The organism is uncultured Victivallis sp., from assembly GCA_944389935.1.
In the GTDB taxonomy this organism is placed as follows: Bacteria; Verrucomicrobiota; Lentisphaeria; order Victivallales; family Victivallaceae; genus Victivallis.
This window is the reverse complement of the sequence record CALXOE010000003.1, coordinates 46,128-70,798: the sequence shown is the minus strand read 5'-3', so window position 1 is coordinate 70,798 and position 24,671 is coordinate 46,128. Positions and strand designations below refer to the sequence as shown.

The following is a 24,671-nucleotide window of genomic DNA, read 5'->3' as shown; positions in this document are numbered from 1 at the left end:
TCTTACCGGCCGCCGAGCTGCTTCTGCAATTCGATCTGGAACTCGCGCACATCCTCTTCCGTCGGCTGTTCGCCATTGAGTTTCTCGAGGCCGAGGCGGCCGTAAGAGTCGACATACCACTCCGCGGTAGAACCCGAACGGAACTTCACTGTGCCGGAGAGCGCCGTCCCTGGCTTGACCAGTTTGCTGATCTCCACAACCGTCTGTCCCGCCCCGCCGGCCGCGTCGGCCGAGCCGGTCATATCATCGGCAGCATCGGCTTTTTTCTCTTCGTCCGCAGGCGGCGCGGGCTGCTTCGGATCGAACGCGCCCCAGTCAATGTCCTCGAGTTCCGAAGCGAGAATCCGGATCTCCATAAACGTGTAACGTGTGCCGAATTTCTCGTTTACGAGCTTCTGCACATTCGAGAGCGATTCGCCCTCCTCGATCTTCTGCGCCATAAAGCGCTTGATTTCCAATTCATTGCTGCTGCTCATCTTCCATCTCTCCTTTTCGACGCGCCGCGTCCCGGCGCGCGTGTTTTCCTACCGGTTCCGCCTGCAGCGGAGCTCTCCTTTCCCGTCTCATCCTGCGGTCGAAGCCGGCCGCGCCGTCTCGGTCCGCCGGGTTCACTGCGAATGCTCGTGACTTTCTTCGGCCGTTCGCGCAGCTCGATCTCGATCGGCACACCGGAGAGATCGAACGCCTCCCGCACCGTATTCTTCAGAAATGCGAGATAATTCTCCGCGCAATATTTCGGGTTGTTCACAAAAAGCAGAATCCGCGGCGGCGCCATCCCCACCATCGAAGCGTAAAACAACTTCAGCGGAGCCGCCCCCGTCACCGGCGGCGTGTGACTTTCGAACGCATCCATGATGACCCGGTTCAGCACCCCGGTCGGAATCTTCAGCTCCAGCTGCTCCATGACCTCCGCAATGCAGTCGAGCAGCGCATCGAGATTCCAGCGGTCCTGCGCGCTCACAAACACCAGCGGAGCGTAGTTCATCCCCGGCATCGACCGCCGCAGCTCGGTTTCCAGCCGCTTCATCCGGCACTCCCCGCGGCAGAGATCATACTTGTTCGCCACGAGCACGCAGCCGCGTCCGGACTGCTGAATCAACCCGGCAATCCGCCGGTCCTGAGCCGTGACCCCATCCGGACTCGCCTCCAGCACGAACAGCACCAGATCGGCACGGTCGATCGCGCTCTTCGCGCGCATCACACTGAAATACTCGACGACCGTGTCGACTTTCGCCTGCTTTCGCAACCCGGCCGTATCGACCAGAGTCGCCGGGTGCTCCCCTCCCCGGAAACGCAGCATGAAATCCACATCGATCGCGTCGCGGGTCGTTCCGGCCACATCACTGACCATCACGCGCTCTTCTCCGAGCAGCGCATTCACCAGCGACGATTTTCCGACATTCGGACGACCCACCACAGCAATGTTCAGCTTCTTCGCGACGTTTGCCTCCTGCGTCACTTCCGCATCCCCGTGCTCCCGCTCCGGCAAACGGTCGATCGCCGCCTCCAGAAGCGCCTCGACTCCGCTGCGATGCAAACAAGAAACCGGGAACACCTCCGGGAATCCGAGTTTCATGAACTCCACCGACTGCTCCACGAGCGCCGGATTGTCGCACTTGTTCGCGGCGAAGAGCACCGGCTTGCCGGAGGCGCGCACACGACGAGCCACCTCTTCATCGAGATTCACCACGCCATCCTGCGCATTCGCAACGAGAATCAGCACATCGGCATCCTCGATCGCAACGTCGACCTGACGGGCGATCCGGCTGTCCCAGACGTCGACCCGGCGGCTCTCCCCGGAGAGCATCCCGAGTCCGCCCGTGTCGATCAACCGGAAACGACGGTTTCCACGCGCCAGCGGCGCCACGACCCGATCCCGGGTCACGCCCGGCATCTCGTGCACAATCGACACGCGCCGCCCCGCAATCGCATTGAACAGCGACGACTTCCCGACATTCGGACGGCCGACGATCGCGATGGTCGGCAGCTCGTCGGCATATTTTTCCATGCTCAGATTTCGAGCCATAATGGTGTTCCGTATCAGCGGAACGAGTTCGCCAGATCGCGCAGTTCGCGCGCCGCGTTCCCGGCTCCCGCCGCAAAGTTTTCAGTTTTGTCCGCGTAAATGATCCCGCGCGAAGAGTTGATGACGATCCCGTGCCCGGTCGCGTCGCAGCCGAATTTCACGACTGTCTCCACATCCCCGCCCTGCGCGCCGACTCCCGGCACAAGAAACACCATCTCCGGGCAGAGTTCCCGCACATGGCGCAGCTCCTCCGGATAGGTTGCGCCGATGACCAGCGCGGCATTGTGGTTGTAGTTCCACTTGTCCCGCGCGAGAAGCGCCACGTGTTCGTACACCATCTTTCCGTCGCAGACGAGATTCTGCAGATCCCCGGAATTCGGGTTCGAGGTCCGGCAGAGAATGATGACCCCTTTTTCCGCATGGTCCAGAAACGGCTTGAGCGTATCGAAACCCATGTACGGATTCACCGTCACGGCATCGGCGTTATAGCGCTCGAACGCCTCTTTCGCATACATGTTCGCCGTCGAACCGATGTCCCCGCGCTTCACGTCGAGAATCACCGGAATCTGCGGCGCGCGCTCATGAATGTAGTCGATCGTCAGCTTCAGATCCTCATCGGCGTTCTGCCCGGCGTAGTAGGCCGCCTGCGGCTTGTAGGCGCACACCCAGTCGACCGTCGCGTCGATGATCGCGCGGTTGAACTCGAAGAGCGCATGTTCTTTCTGCCGTACACACTCCGGCAGTTTCGCGAGTTCGGGATCAAGGCCCACACAGATCAAACTCCGGTTGACCTGCGCAGCGTGCCTGAGTTTTTCCATAAAAGTCATAATTGAAATTCCGTCCTTATGGTTTCTGGTTCAAAACAATCGTCCGGTCATCATCGCCGATCGCACCGTCCGCCTCGGGTTCAATCCCGAAGCGGCCCGGCATGAGCTTCCTCATATAGTCGGCCAGCGTGACGATGGTCGGCCCGTAACCGTCCTTGTAGATAAAATATTCGAGGTCGCGCGCGAGCACGGAGGTGTCGTCATACCGTTTGAGCGGATCACTCTCGAGCATCCGGTGCAGCATCGCGACGATCTCTTCCGGCAGATTCTCCGGCAGCAGCGACCAGTCGATCCGGTTTTCGCGCGCCTGAGCGAGCTGTTCGGTCGGCTGCAGTCCGACGTTGCGCGCCATCCGCCCCGACACCATGTAGAACAGCACGATCCCGAGCGCGTAAATGTCCGCCCGGAAATCGACCGGCTCGAGCCGCGCCTGCTCCGGCGCCATGAACGCGAGCTTGCCCGAAACGCGGGCCTCGGCCGCTTTCTGCGAGGCGACCCGCGCAATCCCGAAATCCGTGATCTTCGGCACCCCCTCCGTGTTGATGAGAATGTTGTGCGGGCAGACGTCGCAATGGACGATCCCGAGCGGTTTCCCGTCCGGACCGCGCCGGCTGTGCGCATACGCCAGCCCCCGCGCCACCCGCGCGGCGATGAACACCGCCAGCTCCAGCGGCATCGGACGCTGCAGCTTCCGGTGAAAATCCACCAGATCGAAGAGCGGCATCCCGTCGACATATTCGATCACGAAATAGTATGCCCCGTCACACCGTTCGAGCTGATAAATCTGCACGATATTCTCGTGAATCAGGTTTGCGACGAGTTTCGCCTCCCGGATAAACCCCTCCACGTAGGATTCGTTGTCCGAGAACTGTTTGCGGAGCATCTTGATCGCGACGGTCTTCTCAAATCCGGCCACACCGGTCTTGCGCGCCTTGAACACGGTTCCCATGCCGCCCTCGGCGATCAGCCGGACCAGTTCATACCGCTCACGCCCCTCAAGCACTCTCAACACTTCGCTCCCCATCGCATCTCCTCATCATTTTCCACGACTCTCACTCAGGCGGCGCACTTCAGCCGCCACCCGGGCACGGTTGCGTTCCAGCCCCGGGCCGCGCAGTCTCCGCGCCGCTTCGGAAAAGTAGTTTACTCCATTCAGAAAAGCCGCTTCCGTCCGCCAGAACTCCAGATCCGTGAATGAGCGTCCTCCCTGCTCAAGTTCCCGCCGAAACCGCTGCGACTGCTCCGGAAAACCATCCGTCCCCAGTCCGCCCAGATCCGCATCGCGCATAATTTCCTCGAGCCGATTCCGGGGACGCACGGCGAGTTTCGTCGCCCGGATCAGCGCCGCGACCGCATCCGCTTCCGCGGGCGTCCCGCCCGCAGCCGAAACCACTTCGAGTGCGAGCCGGGCGGAAGCCTCTTCATGGTCGGCCGGGTCAATCGCGTAGCCGACATCGTGCAGCCAGCCCGCCACCCGCAGCAACTCCAACTCGTGCGGCGAAACGCCGGAGGCGCGCGCAAACTCCGTCACGTCCGCGACAAACATGCGCACGTGTTCGAGATTGTGGTAGCACCAGCGACGCGGATCGATCCGTTCGGCAATCCACGACGCGGCCCACTCTTCCACACGCTTTTCGTCCATACTTTCCGCCTCCGTCTGACATCTGTTCAATATACACCCCCGGACGGAATAACGCAAGCGGAGGCGCACCGGATTCTTCACACCCGTTCGAGCTCAAGCACCCCCTCCGTTCCGCGCGGCAGAGAGAGTTCAAACGTCCCCGGAACCCTCGGACGCAGCGGCAGTTCCGTCCCGCGGTAACGGGCGCGCCACGTTCCGACTCCGGTCACGGCGATCAGTGTGGACTCTCCCGTTGCGGCGTCTCCGCCGACGGTGATGTGCGCACTCCACGCCCGATCCCCGATCGAACACTCCCGGATCGAGGTGTCGAGCCCTCCGGTCAACCGCCCGGGCACGAAGTACGCCCCGAACCATCCGAGCACCGGGCACGACAGCGCCGAAAAATGGTGCCAGCCCCCCCCTCGCCCCGCAGCGATCGTAAACTGTTCGTAACAACCGCGCGACGAAGAGACTTCCCGCTCGTAGACCGTGAGCGCCGTATGCGCGATCCACCAGGCGAAATCCGCCCGGTTGTCGTCCAGCGCCGCTTTCCAGAAAAACCACTGATACGGCATCCAGATCGAACCGTTCCAGTAGCCGTCCATCCGGAAGTAGGGCGCCGCCCGATCCACGGTCGAAAGCCCGAACTCGGTCCGGCAGTGATCGGGGCTCTCCAGCCGCTCCCAGAGCTTAACTTTCTGCGCCGGCGTGCAGATCCCCGCCAGGAGCGGCGTTGCACCGTCCATGCCGAGATCGTAATTGCAGCCGTTTTCATACCGCAGAATACCGCAGGGTTGCTCCTTCTCATCATAGCGGACGAAGCTGAAACTCCCGGACTGCTCATCCCACGAATCGCGCTGGAGCAGGTTGCCGAGCTGCGCAATGTCCTCTTCGTACATTGGCAGATCCGCCTGAATCCCGAGTTCCATCGCCGTTGCACGCAAAATTTTCGCACAGCGGATCACGTGCGAACTGCCGACCGCCGGAGCCGCGTCGCGTGCACCGGTCGTCGCGACAAACCACTGCGGCGGATAGTCGTCCCAGCCGCCCGAATTGTAAAAGTAATCCCAGCTCCGCACCAGTGTTCCCCGGCTGTGTCCCCGCATGGTCGAAGAGGGCGCGTGCCCCGCCAGAAACCGGTAGTAATGACGCAGCTTCGGATAAAAATAAGCCGCCAGCGACCGATTGCCGCCGCGATTCATGATCTCAGCAAACAGATAAAACTGCACCGGCACCGGAGAACCGTGATGGATGAACGCGCACTCCTCGTCGTCCGGCTCGGTCAAATAGGCGTTCAGATTCTCGACGGCGAGTTTCTCATCGAGTTCAAGCAGCCCCAGCCCGATGAATCCGGAATCCCACGTATAGAGACTGTTCCAGCGGCGACCCGGCGTATGATGACGCACATTCGCCCCCTTGAACCAGGTCGGAAAAACGACGTTCGTCAGCGTCACCGCCGCAAGCCGCTCCCGACTGAACGCGAACGGATTCCCCTCCGCCGTCGACACGGGACGCCAGTAAGAACGGACCGACTCCTCCGCGAGGCGGCCGAACCCATCCCGCAGCCGTTCCGCCTCTGCAAGCAGCGCCAGAACCTCTTCCCGTGAACCGGAACAGACGGCGGCGTGCACCGTCGCCGTCCCTCCGGGCGAAGCCGTCAGCGGCTGCATGACCGCGTCGACCCACTCCTCTTCTCCGCCGCTGTCGCGGCAATCCCCGAAAAACGGCTGATGCACCTCGTCGCTGTAAAGCAGCAGATTCATCATCGAGGGCGCACGATAGCGACGTACGAATTCCGAATCGAAATCCCAGAACACACCGTACACCGTATCCGTCGCGTCGAACGTGAGAATCCGGCTGTTCCGGACCGGCCCCGGCCCGACATGCGGCGAACACCCGTCCGCCACCTCCCGGAAACGGCTCTTTTCAGCTCCCGGGCCGAAAGCGATGCCGTCGATCCGGCACTCCGCCCCCCCCTGCGAAACCAGCAGAATCTCCCCGTTCCCGACCGGGGCGAGATCGGCCTCCACCAGATGCCACCCCTCCGTTCCGGGAATTCCGACCGTCACTCCGTTCACGAGCAGTTCCACGAATTTTCCCGGTTCCACCCGGCAGCGGATCGCCGCCGTCGCCGGGCCCGCGATCGGCTTCGGCAGCCGGAAATGCAGCCGGTCTCCGGCAGCCGCCCCCCAGCCCTGACCGACGCAGCCGCCGCGGACCGTACCGGAACAACGCACCTCCCCCCGGCGCAGCGCGTCGTAGACGAGATTGTCCTGCGGCCGCGGGTCCGCCCATTCGAGCCCCGCATGGTCGAGAGCGTCGAGCCAGACGCAGCCCTCCGGCAGCACCGGTTCCAGACGCTTCTCCGGCGGAGCGACCAGATTCGACAGAAAATGCACCCCGAACGCCACCGGCTCATCCGTCCGGTTCACGCAACGACACTCCGCCAGCCGCAGATTGTCCCGCAGTTTTGAAAATCTGATATCCGCGTAGATCCGGTCCATCGGCTCCAGCTGCTGCCGATAGCTGTAGTTCTCCAGATCCGCCGACACCTCCCATGGCAGATACCCCGACGGACGCAGCGCATCCGGGATTCCGAGCTGACGACGGTAAAACGCCGGCACCACCGTGAAATCGAAACGCAGCCCCCGCTCCCGATCCGCAATGTGCGAAATCCCGAAAAATCTCTTTGAGTACGGCCCCCACTCCGGCAGCGTCAGATCGTGGAAGTGGTCAAGCCGGTGAAAATCCTGCATCATTTGAATTCCGCTTCAAACATCCTCTTTAATTTCTCCTGACCGGGATCGAGTTCCCATTCGGCCATGGCTTTTTCAAACTCCTGATTGTCAGATAATTCAGTCAGTTTTCCCGCAAGTTCGATCCGGGCGAGGCACTCATCGCGCGTGACCCGGATCAGCTGCGTATCCTCCCCGCCGCCCCCGGGCGACTGCAGCAGTTTGCGCAGCTCCCCGAAGTAATGCGCTTTCACCGCCGCGCGCGCCGCGCCGATTTCGCGTCCCGGGGCGTCGAGCGCCAGGAACTTGAGCTGCGCGAGATCGGCTTCAAGCTGCGCATACACCACCACCGATTTCGGAACGGCTCCGGACTGGAACTTCAGACGCGCTCCCCGGCACAGCTCCACCATCGTCTCCCGGTAAGCCGTCACCGCCGCCCGCTCAGCTGACGACGATTCCACAACGCCCGGCCGGGATTCCCCTGCCGGACGCAACAGCGGCGAGATCAGAACCACGACGATCAGCGATACCGCGATCGTGATTCCTATATGTTTCATCGAATATCCCTGACTCATTTCACTTCCCCTGCGTCAAACCCGCCGGAACGAACAGCGCACTGCCGCGCGCGAAGTCGATGCGCGAAAGCCGCAGATAGATGAAATCTCCCGGCTTGTATTTCTTGTGTCCGCGCTCCTCCCGGAAACCGAAGTCGCTGCGCCGATACTCGCCCGGCAGCCGTTCCCGCTCGACAAAACCGTACATTCCAAGCTCCCGAATATCGACCTGCAGTCCTCCGGAGACCACTTTCACGATGACTCCCTCGTAGAAATTCTCCCCGCCCGCGTCGAGTTTCTCCTCGAGATAGCGCAGCTTCAGCCGGTCGTTCGCCGCAAAATATGCGGCATCGTTGTTCTCCTCTTTCATCGAGCAGTCGGCGGCGACCCGCGCCATCGTCGAGACGGTCCGCGTGCGCGACTTCGTATCCAGATTCCATAACTGCTGGTGGACAATGAGATCCGGATAGCGCCGGATCGGACTCGTGAAGTGGACGTATCTCCCCTTGCCGAGTCCGAAATGCAGCGCCGGTTTCTCCAGATAGTACGCCCGCGGCATCGACCGCAGCAGCAGACTCAGGATCACCGGCCGGCGCGGATCGTCCGGCAAACTCGCGAGAAATGCATTGCACGCTTTCCGCTCGGTCAGGTCGCCGGGCGTCAACCCGAACGACTCTTCCATAATCGCGGTGAACTCCGCAATCTTCTCCGGATCCGGAGCCGGATGCACGCGGTAAATCCCGGCCACGCTCTTCTGCCCGAGTTCGATTCCGACCGCTGAATTCGCCGCAAGCATGCACTCCTCCACAAGCTGCTCCGACTCCCGGGGCGTCTTGGCCACCAGCCCGAGTATCTTGTTGTCGCTCTCGCTGCACAGGACCCGGATCTCCGGCAGATCCATCTCCACGAACTGCTCGGTCTCCCGGCGGAACTGCCGCATCTTCCGGGTCATCTCGAGCAGAAGCTTCAGGGAATTCCGAAGCTCCGCCGACCAGTCATCCGGCGCTTTCCCCGTGTCCAGAAACGCCTGCACCTCCTCGTAGTTCAACCGGTGATCCACCCGTACAAGCGTGTGGCAGCGCCGGAACGAAATCACTTTCCCCGTCGCCTTTTCCACCGTCAGAAACACCGTATGCGCACGCGAATCGACGCCCGCCCGCAGACTGATCTTCGCCGTCAGCGCTTTCGGCAGCATCGGCAGCGTCCGCCCCGGCAGATAGCAGCTGAACGAACGTTTTTCCGCCTGCTTGTCGAACTTCGACTTCGGCGCGATCCAGGAGGCGACGTCGGAAATATGTACGCCGATCACCACTTCGGAATCATCCTTTCCCGGCGCGATCGAGAGCGCATCGTCGAAATCCTTCGCATCGAACGGATCGATCGTGAGCGTCAATGCCTGCGTGTGGTCTTCCCGTTCCATCTCCCGCGGCTCGATCTTCTCCGCCTCGGCGTTGTCGGCCTCGGAATAAGCCGGAGCCAGACCGTATTCGGCCATCACGGCGTCGAGATCCGCGGCAATGACTCCCGCCCGGCCGAGCACCTTGCGGATCGTCCCCCGCCATACCCCGTCCTCGCGCCCCAGCAGCTTCACGCGAACCCAGTCGCCGCGCTTCGCCCCGTTCCGGGCTCCGGAGATCTCGATCTCCTCGGGCATGCGTTTGTTGAGCGGACGCACCCGGTGTCCTGCGAGCAGCTCCCCGACGAGTTCCTCGCGTTCGCGGTTCACCACTTCGATCACTTTTCCGGCGGGTCCTTTCTCTCCCTCTCCGGGACGCTCCGGGCGCGGCGGCAGAATCGCCACTTTCACCTCATCCCCATCCATCGCATCCCCGACAAACTGCGCGGGGATGAACACATCCTCCGGTTTTTCGCCATGTTCGTCCTCCGGAAGCGAAACAAATCCATATCCGGAATGGGTAATCGTGATTTTGCCGATCACCGTCTCCTGCCGCCGGGACCGGCGGAGCTTCAGCCGTTCCGCAATGCGCCGCAGCCGTTTCTTTTTTTCCTTCTTCATCGTGCGTTCCTCCTGTTCGGATTTTCCGGCTTCTTCATTCAACATAACACGCAATCGCACAAAGTTCAAAAGAAATTTGCAAAATTCCCCCCGACGGCGCATATTAATAACGATCAGAAAATTCGGAATCCCCCATCAACCGGGTTCCACCAAGGAGGTCCATCCATGAATAATCCGAAAGTCACCGTCGCAACGTTCCGGAAACGCAAGGCTGCCGGCGAGAAAATTTCCATGATCACCGTCTACGATGCGCCGACGGCTTCCATCTGCCATGCTGCCGGCGTCGACTCGCTCCTCGTCGGCGACTCCCTCGCCATGACCGTGCTCGGCTACAAGAATACCCTCCCTCTCTCCATGGAGGAGGCGCTCCACCACGCCCGGGCCGTCCGCCGCGGAGCGCCGGACGCATTTGTCGTATTCGACATGCCGTTCATGAGCTATCAGGCCGATGACGCCGAGGCGCTGCGCAACGCCGGGCGCGCCCTGAAGGAAGCAGGCGCCGACGCCATCAAGCTCGAAGGCGGCGCCGAAGTCGCACCCCTTATCGAGAAATTCGTCCGCAGCGGCATCCCCGTTGTCGCCCACCTCGGACTTCTCCCGCAGCATATCATGACCGCGGGTGGATACCGCCAGACCGGCAAAACCCCGGAGGATGCCGCACGGCTGCTCGAAGATGCGCGCAAAGTCGAGGCGGCGGGGGCATTTGCGACCGTTCTCGAGTGCATGCCCGCCGAAGTCGGCCGGATGATCACCGAAAATATCGGGATTCCCACCATCGGCATCGGGTCCGGCCCCGCCTGCGACGGACAGGTCCAGGTTCTCAACGACCTGCTCGGTCTCTTTGAAGAGTTCACTCCGAAGCACGCCCGGCGCTACGCCGAACTCGGCCGCATCTTCCGTGAGGCCGTCACCCGTTACGCGGACGACGTCAGAACCGGCCAATTCCAGTGATTTCCGGACCGGAGGCCGATCGTCTCCGGCAAACAAAAACCCCTCCGTATCCACAACAGCGAATCGGGGAACGGAGGGGGGAAAGAAGCTCCTGCTCAGCGGTGCGGCAGACTCTCCGGATTGATCCGGGCGATTTTCCCGGACGCATACCAGCTCACGTCATCGAGTCCGAGCAGTGATTGCCAGAAGCTCGACTTCTGCCCGTACTTGAACTCGACGACCGCATTTCCGCCCAGCGCCCGGACGGCGTTGACCATCTTCCGCTTCACATCGTCGAGGGATTTCAACTGACTCTGCCCGAAGAATTCGTTGATCGACGTGGAGATTTCCCGAATCACTTCCGCGTCAGGCAGACTTCCTTCGACAAAATAAATTCCGTCGAACTGCGAATAATACATCAGATCTCCCGCTCCAGAATGACGACCATCTCTTCCCGGTTCCCGCCGAGCAGCCCCGGAAACGAAGCCGTCGCCGCGGCGGACACGCACCACCCCTGCTGCGCGTAGGCGTTGATCGCCTTTTCAAGCATCTCGGGATCGAATTTACCGGAAAACCATTTGTCTTTCTGCGTCAACACCTTGTACTCTTTCATCCTCGTTTCCCTTTCATTGAAAACACCTTGAAATAATCCACGAACATCATATCAAACATTCTGGATACTCATACACATTAGCACACTTCATCCATATTTCAAGCCGGATCTTTCCCGAACATCGGAAATTTCTGCTCCATCCGGGGCTCGACCCGCAAGGGGAACGCCTTTCTCCGACTGCGCCGCCTCCCTCCCGACTTCAGCGCAGTTCGCCGCGCCGCCGCATACGGTTGTATTTCATCACGAGGAAAAGGTCGGTTCCGACCATCAGCGCATTCAGGCAGTAGAGCGCAATCACCCAGTCCGGGTGCGCAAGCTTGTAGACGATCCCCGACAGATACCCGATCTCCACCAGCCACAGAAAAATCACGCTCTTCCCGATCGGATTCTTCACCCGGATGGTCTTCCAGATCGACACCGGCCAGCTCGCGCCGAAACACACCATCATGATCGCTTCAAAAATATCCATTTTACGCCTCCTGCTCCTCATAAACTACTCCCAACATGCGTTTTTTTCAAGCAAAAAGATGAGAGACTAATCTCCCGCGGGTTGCAAAATATTTCCCGGGGTGTACAGTAAACGAGACAACCAATCCGGAGGATTTCCCGATATGAAAACAACCGTTTCCAACTGGCGGGAGCAGCGGATCCAGCTCCCGGGCCGCATGACTTTTCTGCCCTACTACACCTCCTCGCCCTGGGGGAAAGAGGAAGCGTACTTCATCTTCTTCTCGGCCCGCCCCGATTTCACCGGGATCCGGCTCCATGCCTGGTCGCCGTCGGAACAGAAGATCACGAAAGAACTCTCTCTCGACCGCTGGAACGGCATTCCGCTGAAAGTCGTGAGCGAAGAACTGCTCTGCTCGGTTTTTCTGCCGGATCAGGAGGTTCTGCTGCTGCCGCGCGGCCCGGAACTTTACCGTGTTCCACTCCACGGCGGCGAACCGGAACTGGTCTACCGCCACAGCGACTCCGCCACGCGCATCGGCGGCCCCGGCAACCGCAGCGCGGATGGCAAACTCGCGGCGTTCGGCGTCTACTCCCTGGAGCCCGGCAAGCCGGAACGCTCGGGGCTGCTGATCTTCGACACGGCGTCACTCGAATGTCTGGCGGCCTTGCCGTTCGGCGGATTTTTCGCGAATCACTTCCAGTTCCAGAAAGATACCGACTGGCTCATGTTCGCACACGAGGGCGCCACCGAAACGATCCCGGACCGGGTCAACCGCATCAACTGGAAAACCGGGGAAAAACAGGTTCTCCACCACCACGAAATTTCCGCGGACGGCAAACTACTCGAGTGCATCGGGCACGAAATGACCGGCGGGGATACCATCTGCGCCGTGCGTTATCCGGTCAGCGTCCTGCCCGGTGCGCTGGTCGTCATGGGACTGGATGGAAGCAATTACACGGCTCTCGACTGCGATGACTACTGGCACAGCTCCTGCAACGCCGACGGAACCGTTTTCGCCATGGATACCATGTGGTGGGGCAATACGAAACGCAAGACCGAGAAAGAGTTCGACATCATCCGCATCGACCGTGCCGCCGGCACGAAAGAGATCGTGAAGACCATTCACTCCGACCCGACCGGACAGTACCGCCATCCGCACCCGCAGCTCAATGCAGCGGGCAACCGGATGCTCTTCATCGAAAACTCCGACACGGACGATACCCTCGGCTCGATCACGTTCCGGGAGATGTGCTGAATCAATCCGCGGACGCACCGCCGGTGACGATCGTGAACGAAACGTCGCCGGAGATTTCGCCGTCGCCCCGGTTCCGGCCGCCGTCATCGACGCCGTCGGCACCGAGGCTGTATACGCGAATCCCGTCGGCGGTGCATTTCCGCAGAGACTTCTCGAACCTGCCGTCCCGGAAGCGGACGTCGAGCACGACATACTCGAGATTGCCGCACAAATAGCGCAGCCCGTCGCCGGAAAACGGATCCCGGAACACCGCGGGAAGGTATTTCGGAACCAGCTCTTCGAGTGTTTCCGGGAAACGCCCCTGCGTTCGCCGGAAGATCTCCGCGGCAATTCCGGCCCGCGCCGCACGACACCGGGCGAGAGCCTCGCGGTAAAGCCGGCTCATCCGCACGGAATCGATCGCAAAGGTCGACGGATCAAACAAATTCGGGGTGGTGAATTCTCCACTGCCGGGCGAACTTCCGTCTCCGAACTCCCAGACGGTACGCGGGATCTCCGCAAGCATCCGCCGCAGCCGTTTCGCGCGGTAGACGGGGCGGTAAAAAATCATGGCGCTGCCGAGCAGCGTCTCCTCCTCGTCCAGCCTTTCAAGATGGGTGCGCCAGAAGAGATCGAGGAACCGACGTTGAAGCAATTCCTCCCGGGTGCGCCAGAAATCCGCTTCCGCATAGAGCGACTCGAGCGACAGAGACGCCGCACATTCCGCCGTCAGATTCGCAGAGACCCCCCGGCATAGAAAACCCTCATCCAACGCTTCGAGCCGATACAGAAAGCGCAAGACCCGCGACAAATCCGCGGAGGAATACTCCTGCCGCAGGCCGGGTTCAAAGAGCTTGGCGAGAATCCAGATCTTGCGTCGACGTTCCTGCACCGTTTCCGGTTCCGCGTCCGGCAGCGTGATCAGTCCGAGCGCCCATACTCCGCGCAGACAGCGAAACCGCTCCCGGTTCGCTTCAAAATAACGCTGCACCTGGCGGCGGTAGACCACATCATACTTTTCGGGAAGATCGGGATATCTCCCGGATTCGGCTTCGTTCTCCCCCGGAAACGGCGGCAGTTCGATCGAATCGAAGAGCGCCGCCGCGACCCTCTCCGATTCCGAAACCTGCCCCGCAGCCACCGACAATCCCCGTTCGCGCACCTCACGCTCGACTTCTCCGAGCTGGATCATGCCGACCGCCCAGAGCACACCCGCATAAATCCCGAGAGAAAGGAAGCAGACCAGCAAACTCCAGGCGAACAGCCGCATCTCGGCTTTTCCGCGCCTCGGCCAGAACGGCAGCAGCGGGGAACTCCGGCGCGGCAGCGGCTGATACCAGGGCGGAACCTCCCCGAATCCGGCCGCCCGCCGGACAGCCTCCAGCCGGAGACGCGCCCCCCGCGTCACACTGATCTGAATCCAGAACGCCGCACCGTACGCGAATAGAAGCAGAATCGCCGGATAAAAACGCGCCTGCGGCACGCCCGGCAGCAGCCAGAGCATCACGACCAGCAGCGTGTATGCGGCCCACGCCACGGTAAATGCGAACCGCCTCCGCCGGAACATCGCAAATCCCACCGCCGGACCGGTCAGCAAATTGAGATACGGCAGCAGGAGCAGCCAGGCGCGCCACAGCAGCCCCCGGGAGGGCAGACGCGGCCAGCGTTTCCGGAACTGTGCACTCATCAGGGTGTCCGGGAAAGTCCAGACCGCCAGAAAAGCAGGCAATTTCCAATATGCGCCAAACAGAAAGATGGAAACGGCGAAAATCATGCCGCACAGAAAGAAACCGATCTCCGACGTCAGCGAAAAACGGCGGGCGGCGGTCCAGTTCTCGCACTCGATGACACCGGCTGCCGGGCCGAGGTCGGGATCCTCTTTCAGCGGATGAAACTCCGCTTCGCCCACACTCCGCACCGGAGTCTCCAGGCTGATCCTCCCGCGGGAGAGCCGTCGGAGCAGCGCCCCCGCATCGAGATTCTTCTCACGTCCGTCCCGGTCGATGAATCTGTAATCCGCCATAACCGCCTCCCGATTCGTTCTCCGGCAATATATGCCCGGATTCGCATCAATGCAAGAAGTTGATTTGCAGAAAATGACGAATTGCTGTATTTTATGTGAAAAACCACTTTCATTCTCGGAGGAAAAATGCTGTTGCGTGAAAAACAGTTCGTCCGCACCCCGGAGCGGCTGCTCCCCGCCGATCAACCGTGGAAACCTGGGGGGGGGGAGAGTTCGCCACACCGGGTCTCTTCAGCAATTCGGGCACACGCATTCCGGACGGGCGGCAGCTCACGGATTACGGCGCGGCCGACTGGGAGATCGGGCTGGTTTCGGTCGAATTCGATAAACACGTCCGCTTTCTGAAGAGTCGAAACCGATGAACAACGAAGAACTGAAACACTCTTTCCCTCCGATGGTCGGACGGAATCCGCGCGTGCTGATTCTCGGCTCGCTGCCGGGCGAGGAGTCGCTGCGTCAACAGCAATATTATGCGTTCAAACACAACGCATTCTGGCGAATCATGGGGGAGCTGCTCGACTTCGATCCGGAACTCCCCTACGAGGAGCGGCTCGAGGCGCTGCGCCGGGCCGGGGTCGCGCTCTGGGATACGATCGGGGCGGGACGCCGCACGGGGAGTCTCGACACGAAGATCCGCGACATTGAGCCGAATCCGGTCGCGGCCCTCGTCGCGTCCCATCCGACGATCCGCCTCATCGGCTGCAACGGCGGAAAATCGTTCGAGCAGCTCAGACGAAATGCCCCGGAACTGTTTGAAAATCCATCACTTGCAATCGTCCGGCTCCCCTCGACAAGCCCGGCGGCGGCGACGATGCGCTACGAGCAGAAACGCGAGGCGTGGAGTGTGGTTGCAGAATTTCTGCAGAAAAACGCCAGGTGAAATTGAAAAAAGGTCTCCGCGCGGTTATATTCCCCCTTATCTTCAGAACTCCAACAGGGTAGTCCCATGAGTTTCCGACTCTACACCGGCAACAAACTCGAGCGTCTGGCAGAGAAGTTCGTCGAGATCGTCACGACTTCCCCGCCGCGGGATGTCTTCACTCCCGAGACGGTCGTCGTGCAGACGCAGGGAATGGCCTCGTGGCTGAAGCTCCGGGTCGGAGACGGCGGGCGTATTGCGGCGAACTTCGATACGCCGTTCCTTGTGAATTTCGTGAACCGGACGCTCGAAGCGCTGTTTCCGCCGTTTCACGCCGACAGCGAACGCTTTTCCGCCGAGGTGCTTCCGTGGCGGATCTGCCGTCTGCTCCGGGAGAAGCCGGAAGCGTATCCGGAACTCGCGGCCTACCTCGTTCCGCCGCAGAAAGAGCTCAAGGAGTGGCAGCTCTCCTGCCGGATCGCGGAGCTCTTCGATCAGTACCAGATCTACCGGCCGGAGATGCTCGCGAACTGGCGCACCGGCGGCGCGGCTGAATGGAGTGACGCCGAATGGCAGAAGCGGCTCTACTGCGAACTGCGCGGGGAGTCGTTTTCGCGCGAATATTATTTTACGGAATTTTTCAGACTCGCCAAAATTCCGGAGGGGGCGCTGCCGGAGCGGATCACGATGTTCGGCGTCGGCACGATGCCGCCGCTGTTTCTCCGTTTTTTCCTGAAATTATCGGAGTTCACGGAGATCAACTTCTTCTACCTGAACCCGAGCCGGGAATACTGGGCGGAGCAGTATTCCAATGCGGAAGCCGCCCGGCTCATCGCGCGCGACGGCGGAGAACTCGCGGCGTTCCACGACGGCAATCCGCTGCTGGCGAGTTTCGGCGCGCAGGGACGGGAATTCTTCCGCTGCATCTGCGAAGCGCCGGAGGTGATCCGCGTCGACGGCGGAGAACTCTTTGAATCGTTCCTCGAGACGTGCGGAGACGGTCCGGACGACTACGTCAATCCGACCCGGCTGACCGCGCTCCAGCAGGATATCTATGCGATGTTCCGGCGGGAACGCGACGGCGACGGCGAAATCACCGGCAGACCGTTTGTGTTCCCGAAAGAGGATCGTTCGGTCCGCGTGCACAACTGCCACAGCGCACGCCGCGAAATCGAGGTTCTTCACGACCAGCTGCTCGAACTGCTCGAAGATCCGGAGATCCAGCCGCGCGACATCATCGTCATGGCACCCGACATCAATCAATACACCTCCTGCATTCACTCGATTTTCGGACAGGGGCCGTTGAAAGAGGTCTACGCGGTCTCGGATCGGAGCTTGCGCAGCACGAGCCGCATTGCGGAGTGTTTCTTTGAACTGCTGAAATTGCGCTCGGGCCGGATGGAAGCGTCAAAGGTCCTCGAATTCCTGCATGTTCCCTCTCTGCGCAACCGCTTCGGCATTGCGGCGGAGGAGCTTGAAATCATCGCGGGCTGGATCGACGAGGCGGGAATCCGCTGGGGAGTCGACGGCGGCGACCGTCGGAAAATCTGTTCCGTCGAATTCGACGAATACTCCTGGCGGCAGGGTCTCAACCGGCTGCTGCTGGGATTTGCGCGGGAACTGGTGCCGGAAGATCTGAACTCCGATGGAATTCTGCCGCTCGAGGCGGTCGGGGACGGCGATGCGATGCTGCTGGGGAAATTCATCACCGCCGTCGAGAGCATGTTCGCACTGCGCCGCGACTGTCTCAGCAAACGGACGCCGGAGGAGTGGAGCCGGCGACTGCTTCAAGCCGTCGACGACTTCTTCCTCCCCCCGGAGGAGGAGTTCGATGAAATCGCCGCGCTGCGCCGCGCCGTGCAGCGTCCCGGCCGGGAGGCTGCTGCGGCCGGTTTCTCCGCGACGGTTCCGGTCGATGTGATCGAAGAGGTGGTGGCCTCCTCCCTGACGTTGCCGGGGCGCAACGACCCGTTTCTGCGCGGGAAAATCACGTTCTGCTCCCTCGTGCCGATGCGGAGCATCCCGATGAAAGCGGTGGCGATCCTCGGTTTGAACGACGGCGAATTCCCGCGCCGCGACCTGAAAACCGGATTCAACCTCGTGAACCGCAAAGTCGCACCGTGCGACCGGTCGCACCAGGCGGAGGACCGGTATCTTTTCCTCGAGGCGATTCAGTCCGCCGGGAAGTATCTGCTGCTCTTCTATCAGGGGCAGAGTGCGCGCGGCAACGAGGAGTTTCCCCCCGCGATCCCGCTCGGGGAGCTGATCGACTATCTGCGGGCGAGCGCGCCGTTCGAGGTGACACGCCACCGGCTTCAGCCGTTTGAGTTGAGCTACTTCAACCGGAACAACCCGAATCCGGATACCCGCTCCCGCTCCGCGGAAAACTTTGAAGCGGCACAGTCCCTGCTGGAATCGCTGCAAACGTCGGCCGCTTCAGCGGCAGAGCCGGCCCTCCACCATTTTCCGCTGAGCGAAGAAAAAACAGAACTCATTACTCCAGAAGAGCTTGAACGATTCTTCGTCCATCCGTGCCGCTGGTTTCTGAACAATCGGGCGGGAGTCTTTCAATACGACATTTCGAGCGGTCCGGAGGATACCGAACCGACGGCAGAGACGATCGACTATCTGCAAAAATACCTGATTAAGAAAGAGATCGGAATTTATACACTCGATGAACTCGACCGCAAAACGCAATATCGGCTGCTGCGCCGGAGCTGCCGGCTGCCGGTCGGAGCTGCCGGAGAACGGCTGTTTGACGAGCTGTACGACTCCGTGTCGCAAATTCCGGAAAACTCGAAGCGGTCGCTCCGGGAGCAGCAACCGTTTGCCGTTCATCTGGAAGCGGGAGGATTCCGCATCGCCGGAACGCTTGAGGCATCACCGGACGGGAGCGGCCAGGCTCTGCTCTTTTTCTCGGAATTCAAACTCAAGCACGCAGTCCGGGCGCAACTCCGGCATCTGCTGCTTACGCTGGCGAACGACGGTCCGGTCACGACCTCGGTGCTGACAATCGGCAACGGCGGCCCGTCACTCCGGATTCTCGACCCGGTCGGGCAGACGGAGGCACGGCAGGCGCTCGAAGAGAAACTCGAACTTTTCCGCGCGGGGCTCACCCATCCGCTGCCGTTCTTTGAAAAGGCGTCGCAGGCGTACCGGAAACAGGGGTACGAAGCGGCACGCAAGGCATTTTCTCTCGACGGCAGGGGGTATGGAGCGACGGGAGATTTCGACGATCCCGCCGTCCGGAGCTGCTACACGCCGGAATCGTTTGATGATCCGCGCTTTGAGGAGGAGTTCATCCGCTGTGCGGAGACGATTCCGGGACCGTTTCCATTCCGGGAGGTGGAGATATGAGTACCAGGCCGGAATACCTGACTTACCGGCTCGAGGGAATGAATCTCATCGAAGCCGCTGCCGGAACCGGCAAGACCTACACGATACAGAATCTGGTCGTGCGTTTTCTGCTGGAACGGCAGCTGCCGATCCGTTCGCTGCTGGTCGTGACGTTCACCGAGGCCGCAACGGCGGAGCTCCGGGAACGGATCCGGACCGTGCTCGGCGAGATTCTGCGCGCCGCCGAATCGGGACAGGCAACTCCAGAAAGCCGGGAAGCGCTCCTGCTGCAGAATGCGCTCGAAGCGGGACGCTCCCGGGAAGAGTGCGCGGAACTGCTCCGGACAGCCCTGCTCGGATTCGACGAGGCGCCGATCTCGACGATTCATGGATTCTGCGCGAAAGTGCTTGGCGAGAATGCGTTCGAGAGTGGAGTCCTGTTCCGGAGCGAACTGGTGAAAGATGTCTCGAAACTCGTTGCGGAAATCGGGATGGATTTCTACCGCCGCAACTTCTACCGGCCGGGGGCGGAGTTCGCCATGGCTCTGGCCGGGGCTGCGGCGATCACGCCGGAGAATCTGTTGGAACTCGCCCACCGTAAACTCGCCCATCCGAACCTGATCGTGCGCACGCCGGACGCCGTCGCAGACGGTCCGGACCGGTTTCTGGAGAAAGCCGGAGCGCTCTACGCCGAACTTCGGGAGTGCGGTCTCCCGGAGGCTCTGGAGACGGTTGCGCCGTATCTGAACAAACTCGACACCGGTCCCGCCGCGGACGCGCCTGCCGCTGCCGCACAGCTGCTCTCCGAAAAAAGCACGGCGCGATCGCTCCGGCAGCTTGCGGGTTTCGGATTTTCATCGCTTGCGCCGCGCATCCGGAAGCGGATCAAGGGAGTGTCGACAGAAACCGTCCTTAAATTGCTTGACGCCAGACCGTTCCGGCTTGCCGACGAATTCGGGGAAACAATCAGGCTCTACGGAATCGCCCTGAAACTTGCGGCGATGGAGTACGTCGAACAGGAGTTCCGCACCCGGAAAAGCCGGGACAACATCCTGACGTTCGACGATCTGCTCGAACAGGTCCACCATGCGCTCCGCGAACCGGGCAGCCGATTGCTCTCGACTCTGCGCGAACGGTATCCGGCGGGGATCGTCGATGAGTTCCAGGACACGGATCCGATTCAGTACGAAATTTTTACGTCAATCTTCCGCCGTCCGGGCGGAACGCTCTACATGGTCGGCGATCCGCGGCAGGCGATCTATGCGTTCCGGGGTGGAGACATCGCAACCTACCGGCGCGCCGCAACGGATCTTACATCAAGCGGCGGAAAGAGTTACACGCTTTCGACCAACTATCGTTCCTCGGCCGCCATGATCAAAAATGTGAACTGCATCTTCTATCAACACAAGCAGCCGTTCGCGGACCCGGCGATTCAGTTTCCGCACGTAAGCGCGCGACCCGGCAGTTCCAGCAACGAACTGCTCCGAAACGGAGTTCCGGAGCCGAACCCGCTCCGCATCCTCCACGTTCCCGGAGCGAGTGAAGACGAATGCCGCGCTCTGGCCGCCCGGAAAGTCGCGGAACTTCTGAACGACCGGACTCTGCAGCTGCCGGGGCGCACCGAACCGGGAGTCCGGCCGAGCGACATCGCGATTCTCGTTCTGAACAACTACGAGGCGGAGCTGCTGGCGAAGAAACTGCATGCGCTGCGGATTCCGGCGGTGTCGACCCGGACGGGGAACGTCTTCGCCTCGGAAGACGCCGGGGAACTTCTCACGGTGCTGCGCGCCGCCTCCTCCGGCGACATGCGCGAACTGCCGAATCTGCTGCTCACGCCGCTCGGAGGCTGGACGCTCGAAGAGGTCGTCGAACTGCAGAATGAACCATCCGGAGAGCGTCTGAGCGCGGAACAATCCCGCCTGCAGGAACTTCAGCTCATCTGGGAACAGGGGAGTTTCATCGAGTTCTTCAACGCGCTGCTGAGTGCCTGCCGCATTCGCGCCCGCTATCCGGCCCTGCCGCGCGGCGAACGCAAACTGACGAATCTGCTCCAGCTCGGCGACCTGCTCGAACAGGAGTCCGCCCGGCGCGGACTCACGCCGGCCGGGGTCACCGAGTTTCTCGCCGAGCGCATCGCCTCCCCGGAAAAAGCCGACGGCGAAGAGTTTCAGCAGCTTCTCGAAACCGACCGCGAATCGGTCACGCTCATGACGATCCACAGCAGCAAAGGTCTGGAATTCCCGATCGTTCTGCTGCCGGGACTCCAGCTCGGAAATGCGGAGAAGAGGGCGGAACTCTTCCACAACTCCGATGGCGGACTCGAGTATGACATGACCGGATCGGACACGGCAGTGCAGGCAGCACAAAACGAACGGCTTCAGGAACTTCTGCGTCTGGCATACGTCGCTCTCACCCGGGCGGAATACGCCTGTTTCGTCATCTGGGGCAAGGGCGCGAAAACCTCTCCGCTCGAGTGGCTCTTCCGCATGCGCCAGGCGACCGGGGTCACAAATCCGGTAACGCAGTTGCTCACCACATTTCCGGATCCGGATATCCCGCCGGAACTCCTTGATCCGGAAGGAATTTCGGATTCTGATCCGGAAGAATACCGCCCTGCCCCGGATGCGGAGATCGAACTCGAGCTGCTGCCGACCGCGCTCCGGATCGACGGGAACTGGCAGTTCGTGAGTTATTCCAGCCTCAGCCCGAAAGAGAGCGGACGCGATACGCCGTTCGACTATGATGAACGGGAGGGCGAACCCGTTCAACCGGAAGAACCTCCGGAGGGAGGAATCTTCTCCGTCCGCGGCGGCGCGGCAGCGGGCAACGCCTGGCATCGACTCTTTGAACTGGCCGACTTCCGTGCCGACGCGGAGGAGCTCCGCACTCTCGCCCTGCCGCTGCTGACCGATTTCGGCGTCATCCGCGCCGGAGAAGAGCCGGAAGAGAAACTCGCGCTCACCGTTGAAATGGTGGAAAATGTGCTTTCCGCCCCGCTCTCGGGAGAGGACCAAATCCGGTTTCAACTGCGGGATGTCCCGAAAAACGAACGACTTGCGGAACTTGAATTCTCCTACCGCTTCCGGAACGGCTTTACGACCGACACGCTCCGGGAGCGGCTTGCCGGCTATGCCGCGGAACGTTTCGGCCTGACCGAATGGCCGACCTGGTATCGCTCCATCTCGGGCGGGTGTCTGAACGGATTCATCGATCTTCTGTTCCGTCATCACGGAAAATACTTCATCCTCGACTGGAAGTCGAACCGGATTGGCGGGCGCAGCTCAAACTTCCTGCCGGAACGGCTGCGGGAAGAGATGGCCGCGCGATTCTATTTTCTGCAGTACATGATTTATACCGTTGCAGTCGTGAAGTTTCTGCGCATGCGGACAGGAAAATTCGAGGAAGCGGAGTACGATGCTCAATTCGGCGGAGTATTCTACCTCTTTCTGCGCGGAATTTCGCCGGAACATCCCGGGCGCGGCGTCTTTTACGATAAACCGCCGTACGAACTTGTACGGCAGCTTGAGGAGGTGATCGGATGAACCGCTTCCCGTTTGCGGAAACCGGCAGCTTTGAACCGATCGACACGGTTTTCGCGGAATTTCTCGAAACGCTGCTGCGCGCCCCCATTCCGACCGAGGTCGCCCTGGCGGGGGCGCTCGCGACCCGCGCAGTCCGGGCAGGACACAGCTGCTGCAGACTTGAACTTCATGCGGGAGAACGGTTTGAATCGTCATCAGGAGTTCTCTGCTGTCCGGATTTTCAGGAGTATTGCGCACTGCTGCGCCGCCCGGAATTCGCCCCGCTCTTCTCCTCGCCGACCGCCCCGATGAAACTCGACGACAAGGGACGGCTCTATCTGCGGCGCTACTATGAGTGCGAACGGCGGATCGCCTCCGAAATTCTCACACGTGCCGCCCGGCCGCTGCCGCCGCCGGAACTCGCGCCGGGTGAACTTGCCGGACTGCTCCCCTATTTTGCGGCGAACGCCGGCCGGAAACACACAGATTTCCAGCAGCTCGCGGTTTTCACCGCCATGTGCAACTCGTTCTCCGTCATCACCGGAGGACCGGGAACCGGGAAAACCACCGTGGTCGCCGCACTGCTCGCGCTCGAATTGCGCCGGAATCCCGAACTTGCGATCGCTCTGGCGGCACCGACCGGCAAGGCACAATCCCGTCTTGCCGAATCGCTCAGCTCCGGAGTCCGGCTGCTCAACGTCGACGAGTCGATCAAACAACGGCTGCGCGAACTGCCCGCAGCCACCATCCACCGGCTGCTCGGCATGAATCCGCGCGGAAACTGCCGTTACAACCGGAACAATCCGCTGCCGTACGATCTTCTCATCATCGACGAGTGTTCCATGATTCCGCTGCTGCTCATGGGGAAACTCTTCGACGCGCTCCCGCCGCGCTCCCGGATCGTACTGCTCGGCGACAAGGATCAGCTCGCTTCGGTCGAGGCCGGAGCGGTGCTCCCGGATCTCTGCGACTCGGCGGCGCTCAATGCGCTCCGCCCGGAGGCGGCCGAAGCGTTCTATCTCCAGACCGGCTGGCTCGCCGCGCCCGTCGACACGCGCCCGCTCTCCGGCACGATCGCCGAACTGACGGAAAATCACCGGTTCGACCGCGCCGTCCATATCGGCGAATTCAGCACGATGATCCGCAATTTCACGGGTGCCGATCCGCAGGGGGCGGCCGAACGCATCGCCGACTGCGACGCCCCCGACTTCCGTACCCGGCAGGTTTCCCCTCGCGCGATGGAGGGAGAGTTGCGGATTTTGCTCCGGACACCCGTTTACAAGTCTCACTCTCTCATGGATTTGAAAGATCTCGCCGGAGCGGGGGACCGGGAATCTCTCGAAACCGCTTTCGCTCTGCTCAACGCCTTTAAAATCCTCTGCGCGACGCGCACCGGGAAACGCGGCGTGGATGCCGTAAATGCGTTGATCTGCAGGATTCTCCGCCAGACGGATTCGGATTCTCCCGGAGTGCCGCTGCTCATCACCCGCAACGATCCGTTCACCGGGCTCTTCAATGGAGACATCGGGCTGGTCGTGTCCGAACCCGGCAGGAGGGGCGTCCGGGTGCGTTTCCCGGATCGTGAGCGCACCTTTTCCCCGGCGGAACTCCCGGATCACGAGCTCGTTTACGCCATGACGATCCACAAATCACAGGGCTCCGGATTCCGCAACGTGCTGCTGCTGCTTCCGGATGAAGCATCCCCGATCCTCACGCGCGAACTGCTCTATACCGGCATCACGCGCGCGGAGGAACGGCTCGAACTCTGGGGCACGCAGGAAATCATCGCCGAAGCTCTCGCCCGCAAAACCGTGCGGCAGTCCGGCCTCGCCGACCGCCTCCGGGAACGCTGAAATCCACAAGAGCCGGTTGCAATTTGCGCGAATGAGAATATAGTATATGAAAACCCAATGCGAAAGAGTTT

General features: G+C 61.3%; 19 protein-coding genes. 7 read left to right on the top strand and 12 right to left on the bottom strand.

All coding sequences use genetic code 11. From position 1 onward, the window contains the following. Window positions 1-2 precede the first annotated feature (2 nt). The 8 genes from Q0J85_RS01765 to Q0J85_RS01730 all read right to left on the bottom strand — a co-directional run bounded on the left by Q0J85_RS01765 (window position 3) and on the right by Q0J85_RS01730 (window position 9,780). The gene (locus tag Q0J85_RS01765) at window positions 3-476 is read right to left on the bottom strand and encodes a hypothetical protein (RefSeq protein WP_294477666.1); all 474 of its coding nucleotides are present in this window, start codon (window positions 474-476) and stop codon (window positions 3-5) included. Beyond that, a complete protein-coding gene (gene der / locus Q0J85_RS01760) occupies window positions 473-2,026 on the bottom strand; it encodes a ribosome biogenesis GTPase Der (protein ID WP_294477664.1) in 1,554 nt (517 codons plus the stop codon). The genes Q0J85_RS01765 and der overlap by 4 nt, the downstream gene beginning before the upstream one ends. Before the next feature lie 14 nt (window positions 2,027-2,040). Next, complete coding sequence (pyrF, locus tag Q0J85_RS01755) at window positions 2,041-2,853, bottom strand: orotidine-5'-phosphate decarboxylase (protein WP_294477662.1); 813 nt, start codon at window positions 2,851-2,853, stop codon at window positions 2,041-2,043. A 16-nt stretch (window positions 2,854-2,869) separates the two neighbouring features. Beyond that, window positions 2,870-3,877 (bottom strand): serine/threonine-protein kinase, encoded by a 1,008-nt coding sequence (locus Q0J85_RS01750; protein WP_294477660.1) that lies wholly within the window; start codon window positions 3,875-3,877, stop codon window positions 2,870-2,872. A gap of 12 nt (window positions 3,878-3,889) precedes the next feature. Continuing rightward, window positions 3,890-4,495, bottom strand: coding sequence for an HD domain-containing protein (locus Q0J85_RS01745; RefSeq protein WP_294477657.1), 606 nt, complete (start codon window positions 4,493-4,495; stop codon window positions 3,890-3,892). A 77-nt stretch (window positions 4,496-4,572) separates the two neighbouring features. Beyond that, window positions 4,573-7,233, bottom strand: a complete 2,661-nt coding sequence (locus Q0J85_RS01740; RefSeq protein WP_294477655.1) for a hypothetical protein — start codon at window positions 7,231-7,233, stop codon at window positions 4,573-4,575. Then, window positions 7,230-7,766 (bottom strand): hypothetical protein, encoded by a 537-nt coding sequence (locus tag Q0J85_RS01735; protein ID WP_294477651.1) that lies wholly within the window; start codon window positions 7,764-7,766, stop codon window positions 7,230-7,232. Before Q0J85_RS01735 ends, Q0J85_RS01740 begins: the two co-directional genes overlap by 4 nt. Before the next feature lie 19 nt (window positions 7,767-7,785). Beyond that, window positions 7,786-9,780, bottom strand: a complete 1,995-nt coding sequence (locus tag Q0J85_RS01730) for a ribonuclease R family protein (protein WP_294477648.1) — start codon at window positions 9,778-9,780, stop codon at window positions 7,786-7,788. Window positions 9,781-9,945: 165 nt separating this feature from the next. On the opposite strand from Q0J85_RS01730, the gene panB reads away from it, so the two are divergent. Further along, on the top strand, window positions 9,946-10,731 hold the full coding sequence (panB, locus tag Q0J85_RS01725) for a 3-methyl-2-oxobutanoate hydroxymethyltransferase (protein WP_294477646.1): 786 nt from the start codon (window positions 9,946-9,948) through the stop codon (window positions 10,729-10,731). Window positions 10,732-10,826: 95 nt separating this feature from the next. On the opposite strand, the gene Q0J85_RS01720 is transcribed toward panB, so the two are convergent. From Q0J85_RS01720 to Q0J85_RS01710, 3 genes are all read right to left on the bottom strand, one after another. Beyond that, on the bottom strand, window positions 10,827-11,129 hold the full coding sequence (locus Q0J85_RS01720) for a hypothetical protein (protein WP_294477645.1): 303 nt from the start codon (window positions 11,127-11,129) through the stop codon (window positions 10,827-10,829). After that, entirely contained in the window at window positions 11,129-11,323 is a 195-nt protein-coding gene (locus Q0J85_RS01715) for a DUF4177 domain-containing protein (protein WP_294477644.1), read from the bottom strand. Before Q0J85_RS01715 ends, Q0J85_RS01720 begins: the two co-directional genes overlap by 1 nt. Window positions 11,324-11,522: 199 nt before the next feature. Then, window positions 11,523-11,792: a hypothetical protein gene (locus Q0J85_RS01710; protein ID WP_294477643.1), complete on the bottom strand. Its 270-nt coding sequence runs from the start codon at window positions 11,790-11,792 to the stop codon at window positions 11,523-11,525. A gap of 142 nt (window positions 11,793-11,934) precedes the next feature. Between Q0J85_RS01710 and Q0J85_RS01705 the strand changes: the two genes are divergently transcribed. Further along, window positions 11,935-13,029: a hypothetical protein gene (locus Q0J85_RS01705; RefSeq protein ID WP_294477641.1), complete on the top strand. Its 1,095-nt coding sequence runs from the start codon at window positions 11,935-11,937 to the stop codon at window positions 13,027-13,029. A gap of 1 nt (window position 13,030) precedes the next feature. On the opposite strand, the gene Q0J85_RS01700 is transcribed toward Q0J85_RS01705, so the two are convergent. Next, a complete protein-coding gene (locus Q0J85_RS01700) occupies window positions 13,031-15,031 on the bottom strand; it encodes a hypothetical protein (protein WP_294477639.1) in 2,001 nt (666 codons plus the stop codon). Between the two features lie 188 nt (window positions 15,032-15,219). Here Q0J85_RS01700 and Q0J85_RS01695 point away from each other — a divergent pair, with 188 nt between their 5' ends. The 5 genes from Q0J85_RS01695 to recD all read left to right on the top strand — a co-directional run bounded on the left by Q0J85_RS01695 (window position 15,220) and on the right by recD (window position 24,600). Further along, window positions 15,220-15,393: a hypothetical protein gene (locus tag Q0J85_RS01695; protein WP_294477638.1), complete on the top strand. Its 174-nt coding sequence runs from the start codon at window positions 15,220-15,222 to the stop codon at window positions 15,391-15,393. Further along, window positions 15,390-15,911, top strand: a complete 522-nt coding sequence (locus Q0J85_RS01690) for a DNA-deoxyinosine glycosylase (RefSeq protein WP_294477636.1) — start codon at window positions 15,390-15,392, stop codon at window positions 15,909-15,911. Before Q0J85_RS01695 ends, Q0J85_RS01690 begins: the two co-directional genes overlap by 4 nt. Window positions 15,912-15,977: 66 nt before the next feature. Continuing rightward, the gene (gene recC, locus Q0J85_RS01685) at window positions 15,978-19,247 is read left to right on the top strand and encodes an exodeoxyribonuclease V subunit gamma (RefSeq protein WP_294477634.1); all 3,270 of its coding nucleotides are present in this window, start codon (window positions 15,978-15,980) and stop codon (window positions 19,245-19,247) included. Next, window positions 19,244-22,768, top strand: a complete 3,525-nt coding sequence (locus Q0J85_RS01680; RefSeq protein WP_294477630.1) for a UvrD-helicase domain-containing protein — start codon at window positions 19,244-19,246, stop codon at window positions 22,766-22,768. Before recC ends, Q0J85_RS01680 begins: the two co-directional genes overlap by 4 nt. Next, window positions 22,765-24,600 (top strand): exodeoxyribonuclease V subunit alpha, encoded by a 1,836-nt coding sequence (recD, locus tag Q0J85_RS01675; protein WP_294477628.1) that lies wholly within the window; start codon window positions 22,765-22,767, stop codon window positions 24,598-24,600. Before Q0J85_RS01680 ends, recD begins: the two co-directional genes overlap by 4 nt. Window positions 24,601-24,671 lie beyond the last annotated feature (71 nt).